The organism is Litorivivens sp., from assembly GCF_041624475.1.
Taxonomy (GTDB): Bacteria; Pseudomonadota; Gammaproteobacteria; order Pseudomonadales; family Spongiibacteraceae; genus Litorivivens.
On the sequence record NZ_JBFJUX010000007.1, the window covers coordinates 126,767 to 145,978 of the forward strand.

Here is a 19,212-nt window from a genome sequence, read left to right on the forward strand (position 1 = left end):
GGGCCTCAACGGCGGCCACGGGCCGTCTCCAGATTCCGGCAGAGCAATTCTATACCGTCGAGCAGTCGCGGGCTGGGCCGTTGCAGCGTGGAAGGCGGAACAAAAAACAGATTATCGCGCTGTACGGCGGTAAGGTTGCTGAAGGGGCGCCACGCATCCAGCCAGCCGGGGTCATCTTCCGCCATGCCGCCGGCAATGATCACTTCCGGGTCGGCGGCGAGTACCGCTTCTACACCGATGCGCGGAGTCAGTCGCGGCAGTTCTCCGAAAATGTTTTCGCCGCCACATAGTGTAAGCGCATGACCGATAAAGTGATTCTTGTTGGCGGTCATCAACGGGTTTACCCACACCTGATAAAAGGCGCGCACCGGCGCGGCATCTTCATATTTCTGGCGAAAGTGTTCTATGCCCTCTAGAAAGCGATTGGCCTCAGCGTTGGCTTCCTGTTCGGTGCCAGCGAGTACGCCGAGACGTTTTATCGTTGAGGCGATATCCTGAAAGTCGCGTTGATCACCGTGATAAACGGGCAGGCCGAGGTCGCGCAATTGTGCGACCTGTTCACGGGGGTTGCCTTCCTTCCAGGCGATGATCAGGTCGGGTTGCGCGGCAACAATGGCTTCCATATCAAAGCGATTGTAGCTGCCGATCCGGGGCAGGGCCTTGGCGGCTTCGGGGAAATCGGAAAAGGTCACTGCGGCAATCACCTTGCTGCCGGCGCCGGCGGCGAACAGCAGCTCGGTGGCGCCGGGAGAAAGCGCAATAATACGTTCAGCGGGTTTGGGTAGGCAGACGGTATGATTGATATCGTCGACAACGCAGCGCTCTGCCTGCGCGGGCAGCGTTAAAAGTATCAGCAGCAGAAAACGGTATAGCGCTACCATTCGATGCCTTTGCGGGCCTTGATGCCCGCCTGAAAAGCGTGCTTTTCCACATCAACCACGGACACGGTATCGGCCAGTTCACACAGGGCTTTGGATGCCGCGCGGCCTGTTACGATAACTGATTGTTCGCGGGGGCGATTGCGCAGGGCTTCGAAAATACGTTCCTGAGTCACCCAGCCGTATTTCAACACATAGGTCAGCTCGTCCAGCAGAACGAGATGAAGCGACTCATCCGTGAGAAGAGCTTCAGCCTTTTCCCAGGCCTGATTGGCGGCTTCGATATCCCGATCCCGATCCTGGGTTTCCCAGGTAAAACCGGTGCCCATAATATGGAAAGGCACCTCGGGGCAGCGCTGCTGAATAAAATCCCGCTCGCCGCAGTCCCAGGTGCCTTTAATAAATTGCACGATACCGGCCTTGTAGCCGTGACCCAGACAGCGGATCACGGTCCCAAAACCGGAGCTGGATTTACCCTTGCCATTGCCGGTCAGTACAATAAGCACGCCGCGCTCTTCCTGAGCCTGAGCCACTTTTTCATCGACCAGTGTCTTGCGGCGCTGCATGGCTTTCTTATGGCGTTCGTTGCGGTCTGTGCTCATTTGCTGTTTCCTTTGGTTCAGTCCGGCCTATTCAGACAAGCAAGGATACGTGGCTTACTTTGGCTCGTAAACGAGCGTCAACATGGAGGTAAGCCCCTCGCTGTCGAAGCCGCGCGCGGTTTCGTAGCTGCGATCAAACAGGTTTTTCACGCTTAGCTGTGCAGAAAAACTGGGTGTGAAGGCGTAGCTGGTTCTCAGGTTGACGAGGGCAAAGCCTGACAGCTCCTGTTTGTTGGCAGCATCCTCGTAGCTGCGACCTTGGGCGCGAACCTGAATGCCGTAACTCAAACGATCCAACTGGCGATCGGCGCTGACAGTGGCGGCTCGGCGAGGACGGCGGCGCACATCGTTGTCCGTAGCAACGTCCAGCGGTCGCAAGACTGTCAGGTTGGCATTCAGTTGCCAGTCGCTAACCCGCGCAAATACCGTCAGTTCGCCGCCGCGAATCTCAGCCTCACTGATCTGGTCAGTAGTAAAGGTGGCGGGGTTGTACTGGATCAGGTTTTCTACGTCATTTTCAAACGCCGCCAGTGACCAGCCAAAATTATCCTCCCGGTAGCGCAGTTCCACTTCCGTGTTTTCAGATTCTTCGGGAATGAAACTGGGGTTGCCGAAATTGGGGAAGTAAAGCTGGTTAAAGGTGGGTGCTTTAAAGCCGGTACCCTTGGACAGAATCAGGCGAGTGCCTTCAAACAAGTCGATGCCATAGCTGGCGGTCCAGGTTCTGAAAGAGCCGAACTGCTCGTTGTCCTCGTGGCGACCGCCAAGAGACAGATCCTGGGCGCCGAAGTCGCTTTGCAGCTGCACAAAGCCGGCTTTGTTGTAGCGTTCATCGACGTCGTAGTTGGTGGTGCTATCGACGAAATCATCATAGTACTCCGCGCCAACGGAAACCACGTGGCTGCCCAAATATACGTCGTTCTGCCAAAGGGCGCTGTCGCGGCGCGTGGTGAAGCGCGAGCGCGATGTGGGATTCAGGTCATTCAGTGACAGACTATCATCCTTGGATTTACCAAGGCGCAGGGTGCTGACCCAGCTCTTTGATAGCGACACGCTGGCATCGGCGCTGACAGTCTCGATTACAGACTCGCTGGATGGCAGTGCGTTGGGAGAAAAGGCGCTGTCGAATTCATTTTCTGATTCGGTGCGCTGGTAGCTCAGTCCAAAATCGGCTTTACCTAGCTTGGCGCCGGAGCGGAAACTTAAGCCGGTGGTGCGATAGGCGTCGTCGTCGCCATTCTGGCCGGTATCGCTGATCAGGTTGTCCATGCCCTGAGTGTCAAAGTGAGTCAGCATAAGGTTGGCATAGGCGCTATCATCACCTACTGACAATCCCGCCACGGCTTTACTGGTGTTGCGGTTACCGTAGCCTGCTTTCAACAAAGGCGAGACACCGCCATTTAAGCTTCCTTTGCGGGTGAAGATCTGAATCACACCGCCAATTGCATCACTACCGTAGAGGCTGGAACGCGGGCCGCGAACGATCTCAATGCGTTCTATCTGTTCCGGCTCCAGCATGGAGAGATTGGCAGTGCCCAGCGTCGCGCTGCCGACGCGTTGTCCGTCGATCAGCACCAGCGTATGGCTGGAGGCGTTGCCCCGAATAAACACGCTGCTGGAAGAGCCGACGCCGCCGTTGCGGGTAATGGTGACGCCGGTAGTGTTGGTCAGTAGTTCCAGCACATCGCGGGCCTGACTGCGCTCGATCTCTTCACGATCAATAACAGTGACAGGCGCCAGCGTGGCGTCGACGTTCTGTTGGGTTCTGGTTGCAGTGACCAGCGTGGTTTCAACCGGGTTGGCAAGTGAAACGGCACTGCTCAAGGTGAGTGCAGTAACGGTAAGTTTTTTCATGGATTTCCCCAATGCATTGTTGTTAACGCAATGAGGGAGGGGTGGGGTGATATACAGGTATATGACCCGATGAAGCCCTCCGCGTCATCGTTGTATCTGCATGGGCCGGTTCCGGGCTGTTATCGGTTCAGACATTCAAACGCGATAATTACCGTTGCGGGGGCAGCGCTGGACTGGGTTCATGTGAACCGGCACCAGACTTCCCGTTTAACCCGCGCCTGTACTGACTGACAACTTAAATCAGCACCCGCGGGCACCCAAGGCAGGTGCGCGCACTCTACTGACTGCGGGCCGGGCTGTCAACGCGGTGAGTGGGTACTGACAATTTCATCCAGCAGCGACTGATTCATAGGAGTGTGTATGGAAAGGCGCTGTGCTTCGCGGCATAGATAGCCGGTTATCGCATCAATTTCGGTTCTGCGACCGGCTTCGACATCCTGCAACATTGAGGAGCGGTTGGCAGCGGTCTTATGGGCAACGTCTGTCACCGTATCCAGTAAGTTGGGTACCCAGTGCTCTCGCCCCAGCGCCTGGCTGACGGCCGAAAATTCCTCACAGATCACTTTGAGGTCGCGGCAAGCCGCCGGGAGATCAAGCAGTTCGCCATTGCGGCATCGATACCGAACGGTTAGCGGATTGATCGCGCAATTGATGGCAAGTTTGCGCCACAGGAGGGCGAGAATATTGTCTTTGGCTGATACCGGGAATCCCGGGCAAGACAGGCCGTCGGCGATTACTCCTGCCTGTGTTGCCGAGTCATCAAAACCTCCGATCAGTGTCTCGCCACGGCCAGCCGGCCTTATAGAGAAACGCGCGCTGCGGTTGGCGCCGACGGTGGTGGTGCCGCAATATAAACGAATTTCGGGATAAAGGGCCTTGATCTGCTCGGCAATGCCCATGCCATTTTGCACCAGCACCAGCGCCGTGTTTTCGTGAAAGTGAGGTGCAAGGGGGCTGAGGGCATCAAGCGTCTGATAGCTCTTGCAGCACACCAACAGGTGATCAATGGGCTGGGTAAGAGCCGCAGCAGTGGTGGCCGGCACGGGAAGCGATTGCTCGCCTTCAATGTGCAATCCATCATAATTGCCCAAGGCATCTTCCCTGAGCAGTAATTGAGGGCAGCGACCGGCCTGATAGAGCCGCGCAGCCCAGAGTCCACCGATGCTGCCGGCGCCCAGAATCAGCCAGGGCTCAGTCATGACAAGCTTCTCGCAGCAGTGCTACCATTCGGTGCCCATGTGATGTAAGAGAAAGTGTCATGCCATCCTTTGATATCGTTTCTGAAGTGGATCTGCACCAGTTTACCAATGCCGTCGACCAGGCGCAGCGTGTCATTGATAATCGCTTTGACTTTAAAGGAGTCGATGCCGCCTTCAAACGCGAAGAGCTGGGCGTCACCATGTTTGCCGAAGCTGATTTCCAGCTCAGTCAGATGGAAGACATGCTGCGCGCTGCCTTGATCAAATGCGACATCGACCCGCTGGCCATGGAAGTGGGCGAGCCGGCGACCGCAGGTAAACAGGTCAAGGTAATGATTAACATGAAAAACGGTCTGGAAGCGGCACTGGCCAGAAAAATCGTAAAACTGATCAAAGACTCCAAGCTGAAAGTCCAAAGTCAGATTCAGGGCGATCAGGTGCGTGTCACGGGAAAAAAACGTGATGATTTGCAGCAGGTGATGGCCTTGTTGCGGGCCGAAGATCTGGAGCAACCGCTGCAGTTTACTAATTTCAGGGATTAATTTTTGCGGATGTCCCTCTCCCTCCGGGATGGAGTTGGGGTGAGGGGCAGTTCACGCCCACGCCATAATCGCTTGCACGATCAAACTCCTGTGTACATTATTGGGCGCTGAATAATGATACTCACTGACAGGAGAGCACTATGAGCGATGCCGTTCTGACCGAAGTAGCTGATGGCGTAATGACCATCACCATCAATCGCCCCAAAGCCAAAAATGCCGTCAACCTCGATGTAGCCAAAGGCATCGCTGCGGCAATGGACGAACTGGACAGCAACGACAGTATTCAGGTCGCTATCCTCACGGGTGCTGAGGGCACTTTCTGCTCAGGCATGGATTTGAAGGCTTTCGTCAGTGGTGAAATGCCCTTTATCGAAGGCAAGGGTTTTGCCGGTTTGGTGGAGTCACTGCCGAAAAAGCCTTTGATTGCTGCGGTAGAAGGGTTTGCGCTGGCCGGCGGCTTTGAGCTGATGATTGCCTGTGATCTGGTGGTTTCGGCCAACAGTGCGAAGTTCGGCATACCCGAAGCCAAACGTGGCCTGGTGGCCGCCGCCGGTGGCCTGATGCGCTTGCCGCGCCAGATTGCTCCGCGCATCGCCATGGAGCTGGCGCTGACCGGTGATTTTATCGATGCCAATAGGGCCTATGAGCTGGGTTTGATCAATCGCGTTGTCGAGCCGGGTACCGCGCTGGAAGGCGCCAAAGCGCTGGCCAAATCCATTGCCGCTAATGGTCCGCTGGCAGTGATCAAGTCCAAGGAAGTGATTCTGGAATCACAGGACTGGTCACTGGATGAAATGTTCCCCAATCAACAGAAACAGGTGGATGTGATTTTCAGCAGCGAAGATGCGATTGAAGGTGCGACGGCCTTTGCCGAGAAGCGGGCGCCGAACTGGAAGGGGCGCTGATCCAGCCCTCACCTCATTCCCGAAGTAACTCGTGTCTGCTTCTAACTCCTGTTGGGAGCGGGCAAGGGGCGGTGGAATTTTCAAATGCGAGCGCCAATGCCGCTTGTGGTGGCTTCTACAGAAGTGGGGGCTGCCTCCATTCTTTACCTCCGCGATCGCCTGCAGCCACGAGGCAGGCTTTGTCGGCGAACATGAGGGTCATCTCTTTAGTGACTGTGTCGCGCTTTCCGGTGTGCTCGCGGATCGCTTTGTCTCCCGGGAAGCGTGTTGGCAACGCGGTAAGCACGTAGACAACCTCTTGGGGCAGGCCGTGAGGATTAAACGGAAAGGGTTTGAAGCACTGGTGTTTCGCATGCAGCAGGAGCTGGAAGCACCTTCATGGGTGCTTGAAAAACTGATTGCCAAGACGAATCAGATTTACGCAATTCGACTACTAGCTCACGCTTGGTCAATTTTTATGTAATTGAACAGAAGGGCGTGGCGCAAGATTGCTCATGAAGACTTACAGTGTAAGCGTACAGCACGCTCCGATAATTGTTATAGGCCATTGGCGACGTCACTCTGTCGCTGGTGGCGGTAAGCCTTCGGACTGCAGCCAATATGTTGGCGAAAGGTACGGGAAAAGTAGGTCGGATCGCTGAATCCCAGTTTCGCTCCTATAGTGGCAATAGCTTGATCGCTGCTGCGAAGCAGGTGAGCAGCCTGAATCAGTCGCCGTTCGTTGCGCCAGCTAAATACGCTTAAACCGGTGTGTTCTTTGAAGAGTGCGGCGAGCCGTGAGGGAGACATATGCACCGCCGAGGCGACCTGCTCCAGAGTAAAAGCCTCACTCAGATGTTCTTCAACGAAGCGTTTCGCCTTGTCGATGCGGTTATCGCTTACCCGGTGATGGCTTTGTGAAAAATAGCTGCTGCAGCGCAATATAAACTGCAATAAGAGATTAGCTTCCAGATCATGCATTACGGCTGAGGGATGCAAACTGTTGTCGACCAGATCTTCAAGCACTCGCCTAATTTTTTTTCGCTCGGATTTGGGAACTTTCACATAACCTACGTGCGGAGCTGGGGTTGGCCAATCGAGATGGTGGCGCCAGTCAGTGTGTGGGTGAAAGCTGATATAGAAATGGTTCCAGCGCCGCGCGATGGTGGAGCGTTTTAGTGAATACATGGCATTGGGTGGCAGTAGCAGTACATCACCGGGGGATATGGTGAGATCCCGAATACCTGCTTTAAGCGTTGCCTGACCGGAGACGGTGTAGAGCAGCGTCCAGCGAATATTCCTGGCGGGCTGGGAAAGCTCCAGATCAAAGGCGCTGCCAGCCTCGCGCTCGACATAACCAACGACCACTGGCTGGCGAATGATGGCATTGGTATCGAGCACCGAGGCGTACTGATGATGAAACTCCTCGGCTTCCTGTGGGGTAAAGCTGGCATGCTCTCCGAGGCGTTCAGTCCAGACCTTGGCCAGCTGCTTCAGTGACTCCTGGCTGTCGAGTTCGCGCTGAATCTGCGCGATCCATTCCTTGAAAACTGCTACCGTCACGCTGACCCCGCGCTCGGCGAAATAACGATAAAACACCTCCAGTTGATCGGCGCCCAGTTGCCGCCCCTGTATTACCCTCAGCATTGCCAGAGCGGCCTGTTGGGCACCTAAAGCTTCAGTAATATCGTTAAAGTCTGCGGTCACATCGTTCTACCTGCCTGTGAATACAAGGCCTATATTGCTTATAAAGCACAGAGTTTTCCAGGCTGCATAAATGTGCGCCGGTAATATTCTTAAAGTCCAAGTATAAGAAACGATTATTTTCAGGAGCTTGCAACTATGTCTGTACAAGAATCCTCAGCCTGTTTGATTCGTGGGGGCACCATCGTCGATGGCACCGGGGCGCCGTCCTATCAGGGCGACGTGCGGATCGCCGACGGTGTGATTCAGGAGATTGCACCCGCGTTGGAGCCGAATTCCGGTGAAGCGGTGGTGGATGCCGGTGGCTGTCTGGTTACACCGGGATTTATTGAAACTCACACCCACTTCGACGGCGCCATGTGGTGGGATTCCGAGTTGGATCCGCTGCCTGGTTTTGGGGTTACCACCACTATCATGGGCAACTGCGGTTTCAGTGTCGCGCCCATATCGGAAGAGGAAGCGGTTCGCCGTGAGGTCGTTAGTATCTTTTCCTTTTTTGAGGACATCCCGAAAGAGCCGTTCTTCAGTGAGTTGCCCTGGGACTGGCGGAGTTGGCCAGAGTATAAAGATTCGATGGTTCGCAACGTCAAACTGCCGACAAACTACGCCGCCTTCTGCGGGCATATTGCTCTGCGTCTTGCAGTAATGGGGCTTGAAGCCTGGGATCGGGCCGCGACAGCCGCTGAGATAGAGCGAATGGCGGCCTTGCTTGACGAAGCCCTGTCTGCCGGCGCTCTGGGGTTGTCGTCCAATTTGTTTGATCACGATGGTGAAGACCGTCCGGTGCCGACCTTAAAGGCTGACGATGCCGAGTTCCGGGCGTTGTTTGAAGTCATGGACAAACACAAGGGCAGCTGTTTTCAGGTGATTGTCGATGTCTTTCGTGCCATGACGGCACCCGAGTCGATGGTGCGCATTGCCCGCCTGATGGAAGGTCTGAATGTGCGGGTGCAATGGGGCGGCTTGCCGACGCTGGTCTTTCAGCGGGACATGATGGGCATTCAGGCGCCCCTGGTAGAGCTCCACGAGCAATTCAAGAAAGAAGGCCGCGATTTTTGGACAGCTTTTGCGCACATTCCGGTCACTTCGACGCTTAGTGTGCAGAGTTCGCTGATTTTCGCCCAATCCAATGACTATGTCTGGCATGAGGTTGTAACCACTGAAACGGACGAAGCCAAGATCGCCCTTATGCGTGATCCAGACTGGCGCAAGCGGGCTCGCGCCTCCTGGGACAACGAAACCTTTGAGTTTTCTCCTTTTCCCCGCGGTCGTGCGGAGCAGTTGATTCTTATGAATACCGACAATGGCGTCGGACCCATCGGAATAACGGTTGGCGAGTACATGGAGCAGATTGGCGCCGAGCACCCCTCCGACGCGATGGCGGAATGGCTTATTGCCAACGGGCTGGAATCCACGGTCACCATGCCACCCTTCGAGATGGACACGGAGATGGTCTTGAAGCTGCTGCGCGATCCAAAGGCCGTAGGCAATGTCAGTGATGCCGGGGCGCACGGACAGATGCTCTGCGGCGGTGGCGAAAATATCAAACTGATTACGGAGTTTGTCAAAAAGAACAAGCAGCTTTCTATCGAAGAGGCCGTGCACTCGCTAACCGGCAAGATCGCGAGGCACTTTTCGCTGCCGGATCGCGGCGAGCTCGGCGTGGGTAAAAAGGCCGATATCACGGTTTTTAGTCTCGATGAAATTCAGGAGCGCGAAATGCGTCGGGTCTATGACGTGCCAGACGGAAAGGGCGGTCATACCTGGCGATGGACCCGCGATGCGGCGCCAATGCGGCTGACCATGGTCAACGGTGTACCTACCTTCGATAGCGGTGGACCGACTGGTACTCGCCCCGGCGAGATGCTTGAGCCGGCCTGAATCAGTTTACGCGCAACGCCCGACCGGGAAATGACTCATTAATAAAAGTGGTAGTCGGCGGGATTGGGCTGCTTGGTCATGCGCCAGTAATCAATAATTCTAAACGGCAGGTTGGCGGTAATACGGCCCTGCTCATTTTTGTACCAGCTGTTGACGCCGGGCCAGCCCCAGGCGGCGCCTTCGTTAGCAGCATCCACTCGCTTGTTGTAGTCGTCATGAATATCCCGGCGGCAATCCATGGCTTCTTTGCCGGTTTCAAACAATAGTTTGAAACTGCGCAGTATATAGTTCACCTGTGATTCGGCGTTGTGGGCAATACTGCCAGCCACCACAAGGTTGGTATTGGGCCCATAGATGCAAAACAGATTGGGAAAGTTAGGTACGGTGATGCCCAGATAGGCGCGACCATTGTTGCCTTCCCACTGTTCATTGAGGTCAATGCCATTGCGGCCGGTGATCTTCATTGGGAATAGAAAACGGTCGGCGTGAAAACCGGTGGCGCAGACAATGGCATCTACCTCGTGCAGCCTGCCGTCGCTAGTAACAATGCCGTTTGCCATGACTTTTTCAATTCCGTCGGTAATCAAATCGACATTGTCCTGCTGCAGGGCCTGCAGGTAACAGCCGTTGTCCTGCAAAATCCGTTTACCGAAGGGTGGATAGTCTGGCAGGACCTTGGCGATCAGCTCCGGGTCGTCGACCTGTGACTTGATCCACTCGGTGAGCACAATGCGCATATCTTCATTGGAGGCACTGACTGAGAGCGGGCTGTTCCACGTCGGGTCGACCTGTGTTTTGGCAAAAACCCCTTCGGTGGCTGTGTAGAACAGCCAGAAGCGATACCACTTAGAGTAGTAGGGTAGTTTTTTCAGTGCCCAGCGCTGGGCTTCGGTCACCGGTGAGTGATATTCCAGATTGGGAAACATCCAGGCGGGGGAGCGCTGAAAAACCAGTAGCGGTGAACCCGCCTTTGCCATTTCCGGAATAATCTGTAGAGCGCTGGCTCCACAACCGATTACCGCTACGCGCTTGCCTGAGAGATCGCAGCCTTTCGGCCAGGCGCCGGAGTGAATGACCGGCCCGGAAAAACTGTCCAGCCCATCGATGGCAGGCAGTTTGGGGCGGTTGAGTTGTCCGACCGCGCTAATGACTGCACAGGCTTCCATGTGTTCTCGATCACCGTGTGCGTCGATAGCCGTAACCGTCCAGCGGTTGTTCGCATCATCGTAGACTGCCGATTCCACTTCCGTGTTAAATCGGATTTTATCGCGCACCTTGTATTCATCGGCGCAGTGCTCGTAGTAGTCGTGAATCTCCTTGGCCTTGGGGTAGTGGCTGCTCCAGTCGTGGTTGGGTTCAAAGGAATAGCTGTAACTGTGGCCCTGAACGTCCACGCGGCAGCCAGGGTAGCGGTTCTCGTACCAGGTGCCGCCGATGGCCGGATTCTTTTCGATAATCCTGCAGGGAATACCCGCTTCATCGAGCCGAATGGCCGCCAGCAGGCCGCCCATGCCCGCGCCAATAATAACGACCGGAAAGTTGGCTGCTCGCGCCTTCAATTTTGCGTTATCAAACTCAACGGCGCGATGGTCAACGCCATCAATGGCAATCTCTTCCTTGATAAATTCACGGTAGTCGCCCTCGATATGCTGGCCGCTCATAAAGTCGAGCATATCGTTGATTACACTCTCAGATAGGACTGGCAGTTCGCAGCCGCGTTCACGATAGGTGCGGATGGCCTTCAGCGCGTGGGCGCGGATCTCGGCGCCCTGCTTAAGGGTCAGACTGCCGTCTTCGAGCGGTTCAGTTTGTGTTGAGGCTTCCACCACGTCCATGACGCGGGGGCGAAGATTGCTTTTGAGCAGGTCAGTGTTGCCTGTCATATGAACGATAGACATGATCAGTGCGGGTGGACTGAGTTCTTCCAGTGCACGGGCGATAAAGTCTTCGTCTTCGGTTATGGGGTCCACTCGGGCTTCAAGGTTTTTGTTCATGCGTATGTGCTCAGAATAATGATATTGCGGTGCGCTGTGATTCTTTGGTAATCAGGCTTTCCTGTAGGGGTGAAGAAGCATGGGAAAGCCGGGTGTCCACTGCCTGCACGGGAGATGTCCTCCGGTATCTTAAGGCTGTTACTCTGCGTCAGATACCAGAGTGGGCTCAGGCCGAAGACAATTCATCCTCCATATTGACTATAGTGCGAATTTTGTCAGAAATTTCATGTCAGTGTGGAGTATGGGGATATGGCAGCGCGCTATGGGTTCTGCCGAGTCGCAAGTGCGTTCACCTGAATCCTGATCTCGCGTGAGACCCATTCGCCATTGGGGTCAGACTCCATTCCCATGTCTACCTCCGCCCGGTCGAGTACCAGCTCGCCGTATATGCGCAGTGTATCGCCGCTTTGTTCCAGCGTTAGCGGCGCCATAGCCACGGGGTGGTGCTTGATGGTCAGGGTGCCGGGCAGGGCGTAGCGATTGTCACCCAAGGCATCGGCAGTGTTTGCCGTATAGGTAGCAAAGGGATAAACGCTCGCGTTAAACCACTCTTCCTGGGGCAGGGTGCGATCGTGCATGGGCGCGCCATCGGTGGCGGATGCGGTGTCTATCACCACAGCAATTGCCGGTGTGCCGGTGGCGTTGTCAAAACGCAGTTCTGCCTGCCAGCGGGTGAACTTTCCCTTAAACGCCTTTCCGGCATGGGTACCGGAAAAATGTATATGGCTCTCGCCGGAGAGCAGCAGCCAGTGTGGTAACCCGGTGGGAAAATCTTCTGTTAGTTCCGCGAGTGCCTGTTCCGCCGACGAGGCATCCTGTTCGGGAGCGTCGCCAGAAAGGCTCAAGCCAATAGCGAGCAAAGCGGCAAGGCTCAGTGTCGCCGCAGCCGCTGTGAGAGGTCGCGTTTTTGCCTGATATGGCTGGGGAGTGGCTTTCGCCAGCGCCGGAATCATGTGGGTGAGCACGGCGTCTTTCAAGACTAGATGATGGCGCAGTGCGGCGCCAATATGCAGCGCCAGCAGCAGGGTAAAGGCCCAGCTTAAATATTCGTGGGCGGGTAATATCCAACTTGCCAAAAACTCCCGGGTTTCTGGAGACAGGGTATTCAGGGCCAGCAAGTGCGGCACTTCAAACAAGCCAAACCATACGGTGGGTACGTTCAGCGGATTGTCGCCGCGCCACTGGGTTGAAACGTAGAGCCAGCCACTCAGGGGAATGCCAATCATCAGCCCGTAGAAAGCTATGTGGGTAAGCCGTGCGACAAGCTGCTCCCAGCGAGCGGTGGCCTCGGGCAGTGGTGGGGCGGGATGCAGCAGGCGCCAGCCCAAGCGCAGCAAGCTCAGTACAAGGATCAACAGACCAAGCGACTTATGCCGTTGAAAAACATTGGTGGCGAGATTTTGGGTGGCGTCATCGTTCAGGGCGTCACCCATCCACCAGCCAAAGCCCAGGTTAATTAGAATGCAGACAGCGATCACCCAATGCAGGGTGATCGCAATAGCGTTGTAGCGGTAGCTCATTTATTTGGCTGCTTGCTCTACTACCTGGTGCAGCTCGCCCTCAAAGTTGACGGTAACGGTATCGCTGACCAACGGGGGGTTAGTCAGATGTGTCATGCCGAACTGGGAGCGTTCAAAGCTGCCGCTTACGGAGAAGCCCAGCGCGCCATAACCAAAGAAGGGGTGCTGTGGCTCCTGACCAACCAGTGTTGCTTCCAGCTTTACGGGATGGGTTTGCCCCAGCAAGGTCAAATTGCCGTCGATCTCAAGCTTGCCCCCTTTTTTTGCGATGCCTGTCGAAGTGTAGGTAATGGTGGGGTATTCGCTGGCGTTCAGAAATTTCGGGCTTTGAGTCAGGTCCTCTTCCCAGGTTGTGAAAGGGGATTTTTCGTGCGTCGCCTGATAATCACCGGTGTAGTCAGTATCGATGGAAGATGCATCGATGGTCACAGTGAGTGACGACTGGCTGATATTGTCCGGATCCAGATCGACCTGAATATCATAATCAGTAAAACGCATGATGTAGTTGGCCAGCCCCAGGTGATTAACGCTGAAGGCCAGGGTGGAGTGATAGGGGTCGTGCTTGTATTGGCCTGCGGGTACCTTCAGTTCGATGGGCGCGGCAGTCGTTTCCTGTTGGGACGATGGGCCGCAGGCGCCGAGCAGCAGGGTGGCAGCCGTTAGTGTGGTGGCAGCTATAAGGGGTTTAGTCATTAATATTCCTCCGAGGGTCTGGGTATTGGTTTTATGCCGGTCGCGCTAGTGTCGGCCATAGTGCTCCCCTTCGACAAGCGATGTTCTGCACAAGTTCTGCAAAGCGATTTTGCATTAATTATGAACAGCGTGTTGACTAATAAACAGGAGCCCCACAAAATTGCTTAATAGTAATCACCAGTGATGATAATAGGGTAAAGGCTCATGGCGCGAAGAAGGGATAAGGCAGCAACGCGGGAAGCGATACTGGAAGCGGCGCGCACGGTGTTGGCATCAGATGGCCCGGATGCGCTCAGCCTATCGAAGGTGGCGAACCTGGCGGGTATCAATCGCGGTACGGCCTATCAGCACTTTGAAACTCGTGAACAATTGATCAAGGCGACGGTGCAGTGGGTGAGTGATCATCTGTCCAATACAATCTTCGGTGAAGTGGGTGTCGACGAGGCCGGGCATTGGGAAGGTGGTGCGGAAGACCGCCCGCTTTACGAGGTGGTTGAAGGGCTGGTCGACTTCGCCGTCGATAACCCGGCCCTGTGTCGAATCTGGCTGTTTGAAGTGCTGGCTTCGGACAAGCCCGGCGAGGACAAATTTTTCCGTCAGTTCAAGGAGTCAACACAGCAGATGGCGAAAGCTGAGGTTGCCAAGGGCGGGATTGATTCGGAAGCTCTGTCGGTTCTTATGCTGGCCGGTTACTTTCTGTGGCCGGTGTGGGTGGACTCCCATGCCAAGACTAAAAAAGAGCGGGAAAACATGAAAACCCGTATGCGGCAGGAAGTGCTGCGTTTGTTTTTGCACGGTGTTATCAAAACCGATGACCACCCGCACATTCTCAAGCACGTTCGCGACCGCGAAAAGCAGCGTTCAGATATCAAAGTGAGTTGGTAAGGCTTTTTTGCGATAGCTTACGTTTATGCTATGCGGACTCTGTCCGATAACCGGGGAGAAGTTATTTAACTGAGTTGCCCTAGCCCAGCGGCGCAACACTTTTCAAAATCAAGCTCACCAACTGGGTCTGCTGGCTGACCCCGGTTTTAGAAAAGATCGATCTCAAGTGCGCGCGCGCGGTATTGCGACTGATATGCAGGCTGGCGCTGGCGTCGTCCAGACTCAGTCCGTTGGCCAGTGCGGTGGCCAGTCGACTTTCCGCCGGCGTGAGTCCAAACAGCTGGGTAAGTGAAGCCTGGGGTGCTTCAACACGCGCTGTGGCATCGCTGACAAAGACCGCGATGACCGCTTCCTGGTCGGTTTCCCGGTGGCGCTTAACCGCCAGCGGGCGCACAGTTAAACCCAGCTGACATTCGCCGCTGTGGTCGTAAACCGGCATGGCCTGGGCGAAAACGGTATCACCGTGCACGCGGGCTTTCAGCGCGGCTTCGATGGCGACTTTCAGTTTCTGGGTATCGACGGGGCGTTCCAGTACCAGTTTGCCCGCACTCAGGGATATGCCCCGGTCGGCATCCAGCAGGCGCTCACCCATGGGGTTGGCCTCTATAAGATGGCCTTTGTCATTCAGGAAAAACGTCGCCACCGATAACTGTGAAACTGCCTGGGCGTAGATTTCTTTTTCACTGCTGACACTTTCCAGACGGCTGTGGATGCGCAGCGCCCGCTTCAGATGAGGTATCAGGCGATTGAGCAGTGCCCGTTCATCCCGCGTGAAGCCCGGCTCACCCTTGTTTCGCGTCAAGCGCAGGCTGGCGTCGATATCACTGCCACTGGTCAGTTCCACGCCCGCGATGTGATGAATTCCGAAGGGCTCCATGCTGAGTTGGTAAAACTCGCTGTTCTGCAGGGCGTCTAAATCAAGGTGTTCGTCGAGGGTGACGGTCACGTTGTCCGGCATATTGACGAAGGGGTCCATACTGTAAAACTGGTCACTGTAAGGGTTGTCGCCAATTTCACCCTCAAGGCCGGGGATGCCGTCGGCCAGAATTACCCCGCGCTCCTGCTCGTTGGGCAGGCGCAGCATCAGCACAATGCCCTGGGCCTTCAAGGCGAGGCGCAAAGTCTTGAGACAGTCAGACCAGACCGGTTCACTGAGCGGAGCATCATAAATGGCTTCAATCAGGGCGTGTTCGCTTTTATCCATGCTGTTATCTGCGAGCCGTTTTGCCCCATGCTACAGGAAAGCGTTTGATCGCTGATAGTCCGGGCAGACGATGCTAGCACTTGGGGCTTCTGCGATAACGGGCATATCAGATTGAGAGGATTGATCCATGAATGAGTTTGCAGGCAAGGTGGCCGTAGTGACAGGTGCCGCCAGCGGTATCGGTGAGGGGCTGGCGCGGCATTGTGCGGGCGAGGGTATGAAGGTGGTGCTGGCGGACGTGAACGACGAGCGAGTGGAAGCGCTGGCCAGCGAGCTGGGGGCGGTGTGGCGTAAAACCGACGTATCAAAGGCGGAGGAGCTCGAGGCCCTGGCGGACTTTGCCTTCGACCAGTTCGGGCAGGTCGATCTGTTGTTCAACAATGCCGGCGTGCTGATCAGTGGCACTACCTGGGAGGTGCCCTTGAAGGACTGGCGCTGGATTCTCGATATTAACCTGATGGGCGTGCTGCACGGCGTGCAGGCTTTTGTGCCGCGAATGCTGGCACAGGGGACAGCGGGCCATATCGTTAATACGTCGTCGCTGGCGGGCCTGTTGGCAGCGCCCTTGATGGGCCCCTATACCGTCGGCAAGCAGGCGGTGTTGGCGCTGACCGAAACCCTCCACTACGAGTTGCAGCAGAGCCCCATTGGCGTTTCCGCGCTGTGCCCCGGCCCCATTGCTACTGCAATAGCGGCCTCTGGCGAGGGCCGCGACGCCCAGGCCGAACAGAGTGAGGGCCAGAAACAGCTGATGCAGTTTTTGAACGACGGTATCAGTCAGGGCATGTCGCCCGCTGCCTGTGCCGAGCTGGTTTTCGATGCCATTCGCAAAGACCAGTTCTGGATTTTTACCCACGAGGATTTCAAGCCCGAATACCGGCGCCGTATTGATGAGCTGATAGCCAATTGCAACCCCAGCTACGAGCAGTACACCGTCGATGAGTAATCGTTAATGGTGTGCTCGCAGGGGCGGGTGCTAATCTCAGGGCAGACGATTATCTAACTGACAAAACATAACAAGGCGGTATGACTATGGGTATCTATGCCATGACAGGCGGCGCCACCGGCATCGGCGCGGCGATCAAACAGCAACTTCGCGGTGAAGGGCACACGGTCATTGTGGTGGATATCAAGGACGCGGATATCATTGCGGACCTTTCTACGACGGAAGGACGTCAGGCCGCTGTCGACGGTATTCGTGCCGCAGCGCCCGAGGGCCTCGATGGCTTTGTGCCCTGCGCTGGGCTGGGGCCGGCGGCGCGCCCTTATTCCCTGATTACTCGTGTGAATTACTTTGGCGCGGTGGCGACCACCGAAGGCGTGCTCGACCTGCTCGCTAAGCGCAAGGGCAGTATTGTCATGATTTCGTCAAACTCGGCGCCTATGCTTCCGGACGACGAGTATACCGAGCTGCTGCTGGCCGGTGATGAAGCGGGCGCCTGCGAATTTATCGATAAAAAGGACGCCAATCACGCCTATGCAGGCAGCAAGCGGGCCGTGAGCCAGTGGTTGCGCCAGAAAGCGCCGGAATATGCGGCTCAGCGAATTCGCCTGAACGCAGTGGCGCCCGGGATTACCCAGACACCGCTGGTTGACGCCTCCCACGCTGACCCGGAAGTGGGCGAAGCAATGAAGGCCTTTGCTGCCAGCGTCCCATTTGGCCGGGTGGGGGACCCGAAAGATATTGCCGAAGCGGTGTGTTTTCTGTTGAGTGAGCGAGCCAGTTTTGTCACCGGCTCCATCCTGTTTGTGGATGGCGGTCACGATGCGATGCTGCGTGCGAAACAGTTCTAGCGGGGGCTTCATAACTCTGGAGAATTGACGTAGCCTCGCGGCTGTTTCCTTTTCAGCTTTTTGGTTATTGCACAGGGCTGCGCATGTTCGCCACCATTACACCGGTTATCGTCCCGATCATTGTCTGCATCGTGCTGGGCATCTGGTGGGGGCGCAGCCAGCCCAGCTTTCCCAATGCCTTTGTCGGTGACCTGGTGATGAAAATCGGCGCGCCAGCGCTGATTATCGGCACCCTGGGTACGACGGAACTGCAGCTGAAAGCTTTGCTGGATGTGATTGTTGCGGCGCTGGTGCTGATGGCTATTACCGCGGTCTTTGCCGTGGTGGTCTGTCTGCTGTGCCGCTGGCCCCTGCGCGATATCGGCATCCCGCTGGTGGTTGGCAATTCCGGCAATATGGGCTTGCCCCTGTGTCTGTTTGCCTTTGGCCCGGAGGGGCTTGCCCTGTCGCTGGGCGTGTTTGTCCTGTTCAGTTTGACCCACTTCACCCTGGGTAGCGCGCTATTGGCGGCTGAAATGCCTGGCCGGGCGCTGCTGAAATCGCCGGTTGTGTGGTCGGGTTTGCTGGCCGTTCTCCTGGTGGCCGTAGATTTTCAGTTTCCGTTAACCCTCAGCAATACCCTGAACTTGCTGGGTGGGATGGCTATTCCGCTGATGCTGCTGACGCTGGGAGTGTCGCTGGTTGGCTTAAAGCTGAAAGATGTGGCAACGGCCGTAGCCATGGGCTGTGCCCGTATTGTCGTGTCCGTCGCGGCGGGGGTTTTGACGGTGGCCTTGCTGGATCTGGAGGGCGTGCTGCGGGGCGTGATTTTATTGCAGGCAGCGACACCGGCTGCGGTATTCAACTACCTGCTGGCGCAGCAGTACCGGCGCAGCCCGGAAGCAGTGGCAGGCCTGGTGATGGCCTCGACGCTGATCAGTTTTGCGACCATTCCCCTGGTGTTGGTTTTTTTAATATAGGGTGTTTGCCTTCCCTGTATAGCGGGTAGTGTTACTGCCAGCCGCGCTTGTCCTGTATTTCTTCGACAATCTGCACCGCGTTGTCGTAAACCTTGCGGACATTCACGTCGACGCCAGCTTCGTAGCGCCGGGAAATCATGGTCACTGGGAAGACAAATTCCCGCTTGCCTGGAATTTCCAAGGCGCGGCTGCGTCCCAGCTTGTCGATATAAATGGTCCAGAACAGGCCTTTTTCCTTGCGCAACAGCTCCCCGAGGACAATGCCCATACCCTGCAGTTTGGCGGTTTCATCCCTTTTTATCAGGCCGCGATCCAGCAAGGTCTGCATGACTTCCAGGTCGTTTTGTTTGTTGCCGTTGATGCGGCGCCCCAGATTCAGGCTCGCGATGTCATCCAGCGACTGAATCTGGTTTTCCATAAAACGCCGGTCAAATTCCGACGGGGCTTCGGTACGAAAGGTTTCTGCTGCCAGCAAGGCGGGCAACAGAGCAAGAACTATGGCTAACATTGCTCGCATGGCTGATCTCCTGTCGGGTTTTGTGTCTGGATAGTAAGTTAGACCGGATTTTAGGCCCAGAGTTTAGTCAGTACCAGTGCCGGACCTTGTGAAACCTGGCGC

Annotated in this window: 17 protein-coding genes and 1 riboswitch; of the genes, 7 read left to right on the forward strand and 10 right to left on the reverse strand. The window is 55.9% G+C overall.

Translation table 11 applies throughout. From position 1 onward, the window contains the following. Nucleotides 1-5 precede the first annotated feature (5 nt). The 4 genes from ABY734_RS09755 to ABY734_RS09770 form a co-directional block, all read right to left on the reverse strand. Nucleotides 6-881 carry a cobalamin-binding protein gene (locus tag ABY734_RS09755; RefSeq protein WP_372778805.1) on the reverse strand — a complete coding sequence of 292 codons (876 nt, stop codon included), beginning with the start codon at nucleotides 879-881 and terminating at the stop codon, nucleotides 6-8. After that, nucleotides 875-1,480 (reverse strand): cob(I)yrinic acid a,c-diamide adenosyltransferase, encoded by a 606-nt coding sequence (cobO, locus tag ABY734_RS09760; RefSeq protein WP_372778806.1) that lies wholly within the window; start codon nucleotides 1,478-1,480, stop codon nucleotides 875-877. Before cobO ends, ABY734_RS09755 begins: the two co-directional genes overlap by 7 nt. A 54-nt stretch (nucleotides 1,481-1,534) precedes the next feature. Next, on the reverse strand, nucleotides 1,535-3,334 hold the full coding sequence (locus ABY734_RS09765) for a TonB-dependent receptor domain-containing protein (protein WP_372778807.1): 1,800 nt from the start codon (nucleotides 3,332-3,334) through the stop codon (nucleotides 1,535-1,537). 85 nt (nucleotides 3,335-3,419) lie between these two features. Next, a riboswitch (cobalamin riboswitch) is annotated at nucleotides 3,420-3,600 on the reverse strand. Between the two features lie 33 nt (nucleotides 3,601-3,633). Then, on the reverse strand, nucleotides 3,634-4,533 hold the full coding sequence (locus ABY734_RS09770; protein WP_372778808.1) for a ketopantoate reductase family protein: 900 nt from the start codon (nucleotides 4,531-4,533) through the stop codon (nucleotides 3,634-3,636). A 59-nt stretch (nucleotides 4,534-4,592) separates the two neighbouring features. On the opposite strand from ABY734_RS09770, the gene ABY734_RS09775 reads away from it, so the two are divergent. Together ABY734_RS09775 and ABY734_RS09780 are read left to right on the forward strand one after the other, a co-directional pair. Further along, on the forward strand, nucleotides 4,593-5,075 hold the full coding sequence (locus ABY734_RS09775) for a YajQ family cyclic di-GMP-binding protein (protein ID WP_372778809.1): 483 nt from the start codon (nucleotides 4,593-4,595) through the stop codon (nucleotides 5,073-5,075). Nucleotides 5,076-5,215: 140 nt separating this feature from the next. Beyond that, nucleotides 5,216-5,980 carry a crotonase/enoyl-CoA hydratase family protein gene (locus ABY734_RS09780; RefSeq protein ID WP_372778810.1) on the forward strand — a complete coding sequence of 255 codons (765 nt, stop codon included), beginning with the start codon at nucleotides 5,216-5,218 and terminating at the stop codon, nucleotides 5,978-5,980. Nucleotides 5,981-6,517: 537 nt separating this feature from the next. Here ABY734_RS09780 and araC read toward each other — a convergent pair. Continuing rightward, nucleotides 6,518-7,666 (reverse strand): arabinose operon transcriptional regulator AraC, encoded by a 1,149-nt coding sequence (gene araC / locus ABY734_RS09785; protein ID WP_372778811.1) that lies wholly within the window; start codon nucleotides 7,664-7,666, stop codon nucleotides 6,518-6,520. Nucleotides 7,667-7,801: 135 nt separating this feature from the next. Here araC and ABY734_RS09790 point away from each other — a divergent pair, with 135 nt between their 5' ends. Then, on the forward strand, nucleotides 7,802-9,544 hold the full coding sequence (locus ABY734_RS09790) for an amidohydrolase family protein (RefSeq protein ID WP_372778812.1): 1,743 nt from the start codon (nucleotides 7,802-7,804) through the stop codon (nucleotides 9,542-9,544). A 38-nt stretch (nucleotides 9,545-9,582) separates the two neighbouring features. On the opposite strand, the gene ABY734_RS09795 is transcribed toward ABY734_RS09790, so the two are convergent. From ABY734_RS09795 to ABY734_RS09805, 3 genes are all read right to left on the reverse strand, one after another. Then, the gene (locus ABY734_RS09795) at nucleotides 9,583-11,538 is read right to left on the reverse strand and encodes a flavin-containing monooxygenase (protein ID WP_372778813.1); all 1,956 of its coding nucleotides are present in this window, start codon (nucleotides 11,536-11,538) and stop codon (nucleotides 9,583-9,585) included. A 260-nt stretch (nucleotides 11,539-11,798) separates the two neighbouring features. Continuing rightward, nucleotides 11,799-13,058: a cytochrome b/b6 domain-containing protein gene (locus ABY734_RS09800; protein ID WP_372778814.1), complete on the reverse strand. Its 1,260-nt coding sequence runs from the start codon at nucleotides 13,056-13,058 to the stop codon at nucleotides 11,799-11,801. Next, entirely contained in the window at nucleotides 13,059-13,751 is a 693-nt protein-coding gene (locus tag ABY734_RS09805; RefSeq protein ID WP_372778815.1) for a YceI family protein, read from the reverse strand. It lies immediately after the preceding gene. 204 nt (nucleotides 13,752-13,955) lie between these two features. Between ABY734_RS09805 and ABY734_RS09810 the strand changes: the two genes are divergently transcribed. Continuing rightward, the gene (locus tag ABY734_RS09810) at nucleotides 13,956-14,636 is read left to right on the forward strand and encodes a TetR/AcrR family transcriptional regulator (protein ID WP_372778816.1); all 681 of its coding nucleotides are present in this window, start codon (nucleotides 13,956-13,958) and stop codon (nucleotides 14,634-14,636) included. A gap of 79 nt (nucleotides 14,637-14,715) precedes the next feature. Here ABY734_RS09810 and ABY734_RS09815 read toward each other — a convergent pair whose 3' ends face one another. Continuing rightward, nucleotides 14,716-15,840, reverse strand: coding sequence for a helix-turn-helix transcriptional regulator (locus ABY734_RS09815; protein WP_372778817.1), 1,125 nt, complete (start codon nucleotides 15,838-15,840; stop codon nucleotides 14,716-14,718). A gap of 127 nt (nucleotides 15,841-15,967) precedes the next feature. On the opposite strand from ABY734_RS09815, the gene ABY734_RS09820 reads away from it, so the two are divergent. The 3 genes from ABY734_RS09820 (at nucleotide 15,968) to ABY734_RS09830 (ending at nucleotide 18,593) form a co-directional block, all read left to right on the forward strand. Further along, a complete protein-coding gene (locus ABY734_RS09820) occupies nucleotides 15,968-16,786 on the forward strand; it encodes an SDR family NAD(P)-dependent oxidoreductase (RefSeq protein ID WP_372778818.1) in 819 nt (272 codons plus the stop codon). 80 nt (nucleotides 16,787-16,866) lie between these two features. Beyond that, nucleotides 16,867-17,634 carry an SDR family oxidoreductase gene (locus ABY734_RS09825; RefSeq protein WP_372778819.1) on the forward strand — a complete coding sequence of 256 codons (768 nt, stop codon included), beginning with the start codon at nucleotides 16,867-16,869 and terminating at the stop codon, nucleotides 17,632-17,634. Between the two features lie 83 nt (nucleotides 17,635-17,717). Further along, entirely contained in the window at nucleotides 17,718-18,593 is an 876-nt protein-coding gene (locus ABY734_RS09830; protein ID WP_372778820.1) for an AEC family transporter, read from the forward strand. A gap of 31 nt (nucleotides 18,594-18,624) precedes the next feature. Here ABY734_RS09830 and ABY734_RS09835 read toward each other — a convergent pair whose 3' ends face one another. Next, the gene (locus ABY734_RS09835; protein WP_372778821.1) at nucleotides 18,625-19,110 is read right to left on the reverse strand and encodes a DUF3806 domain-containing protein; all 486 of its coding nucleotides are present in this window, start codon (nucleotides 19,108-19,110) and stop codon (nucleotides 18,625-18,627) included. Between the last annotated feature and the right edge of the window lie 102 nt (nucleotides 19,111-19,212).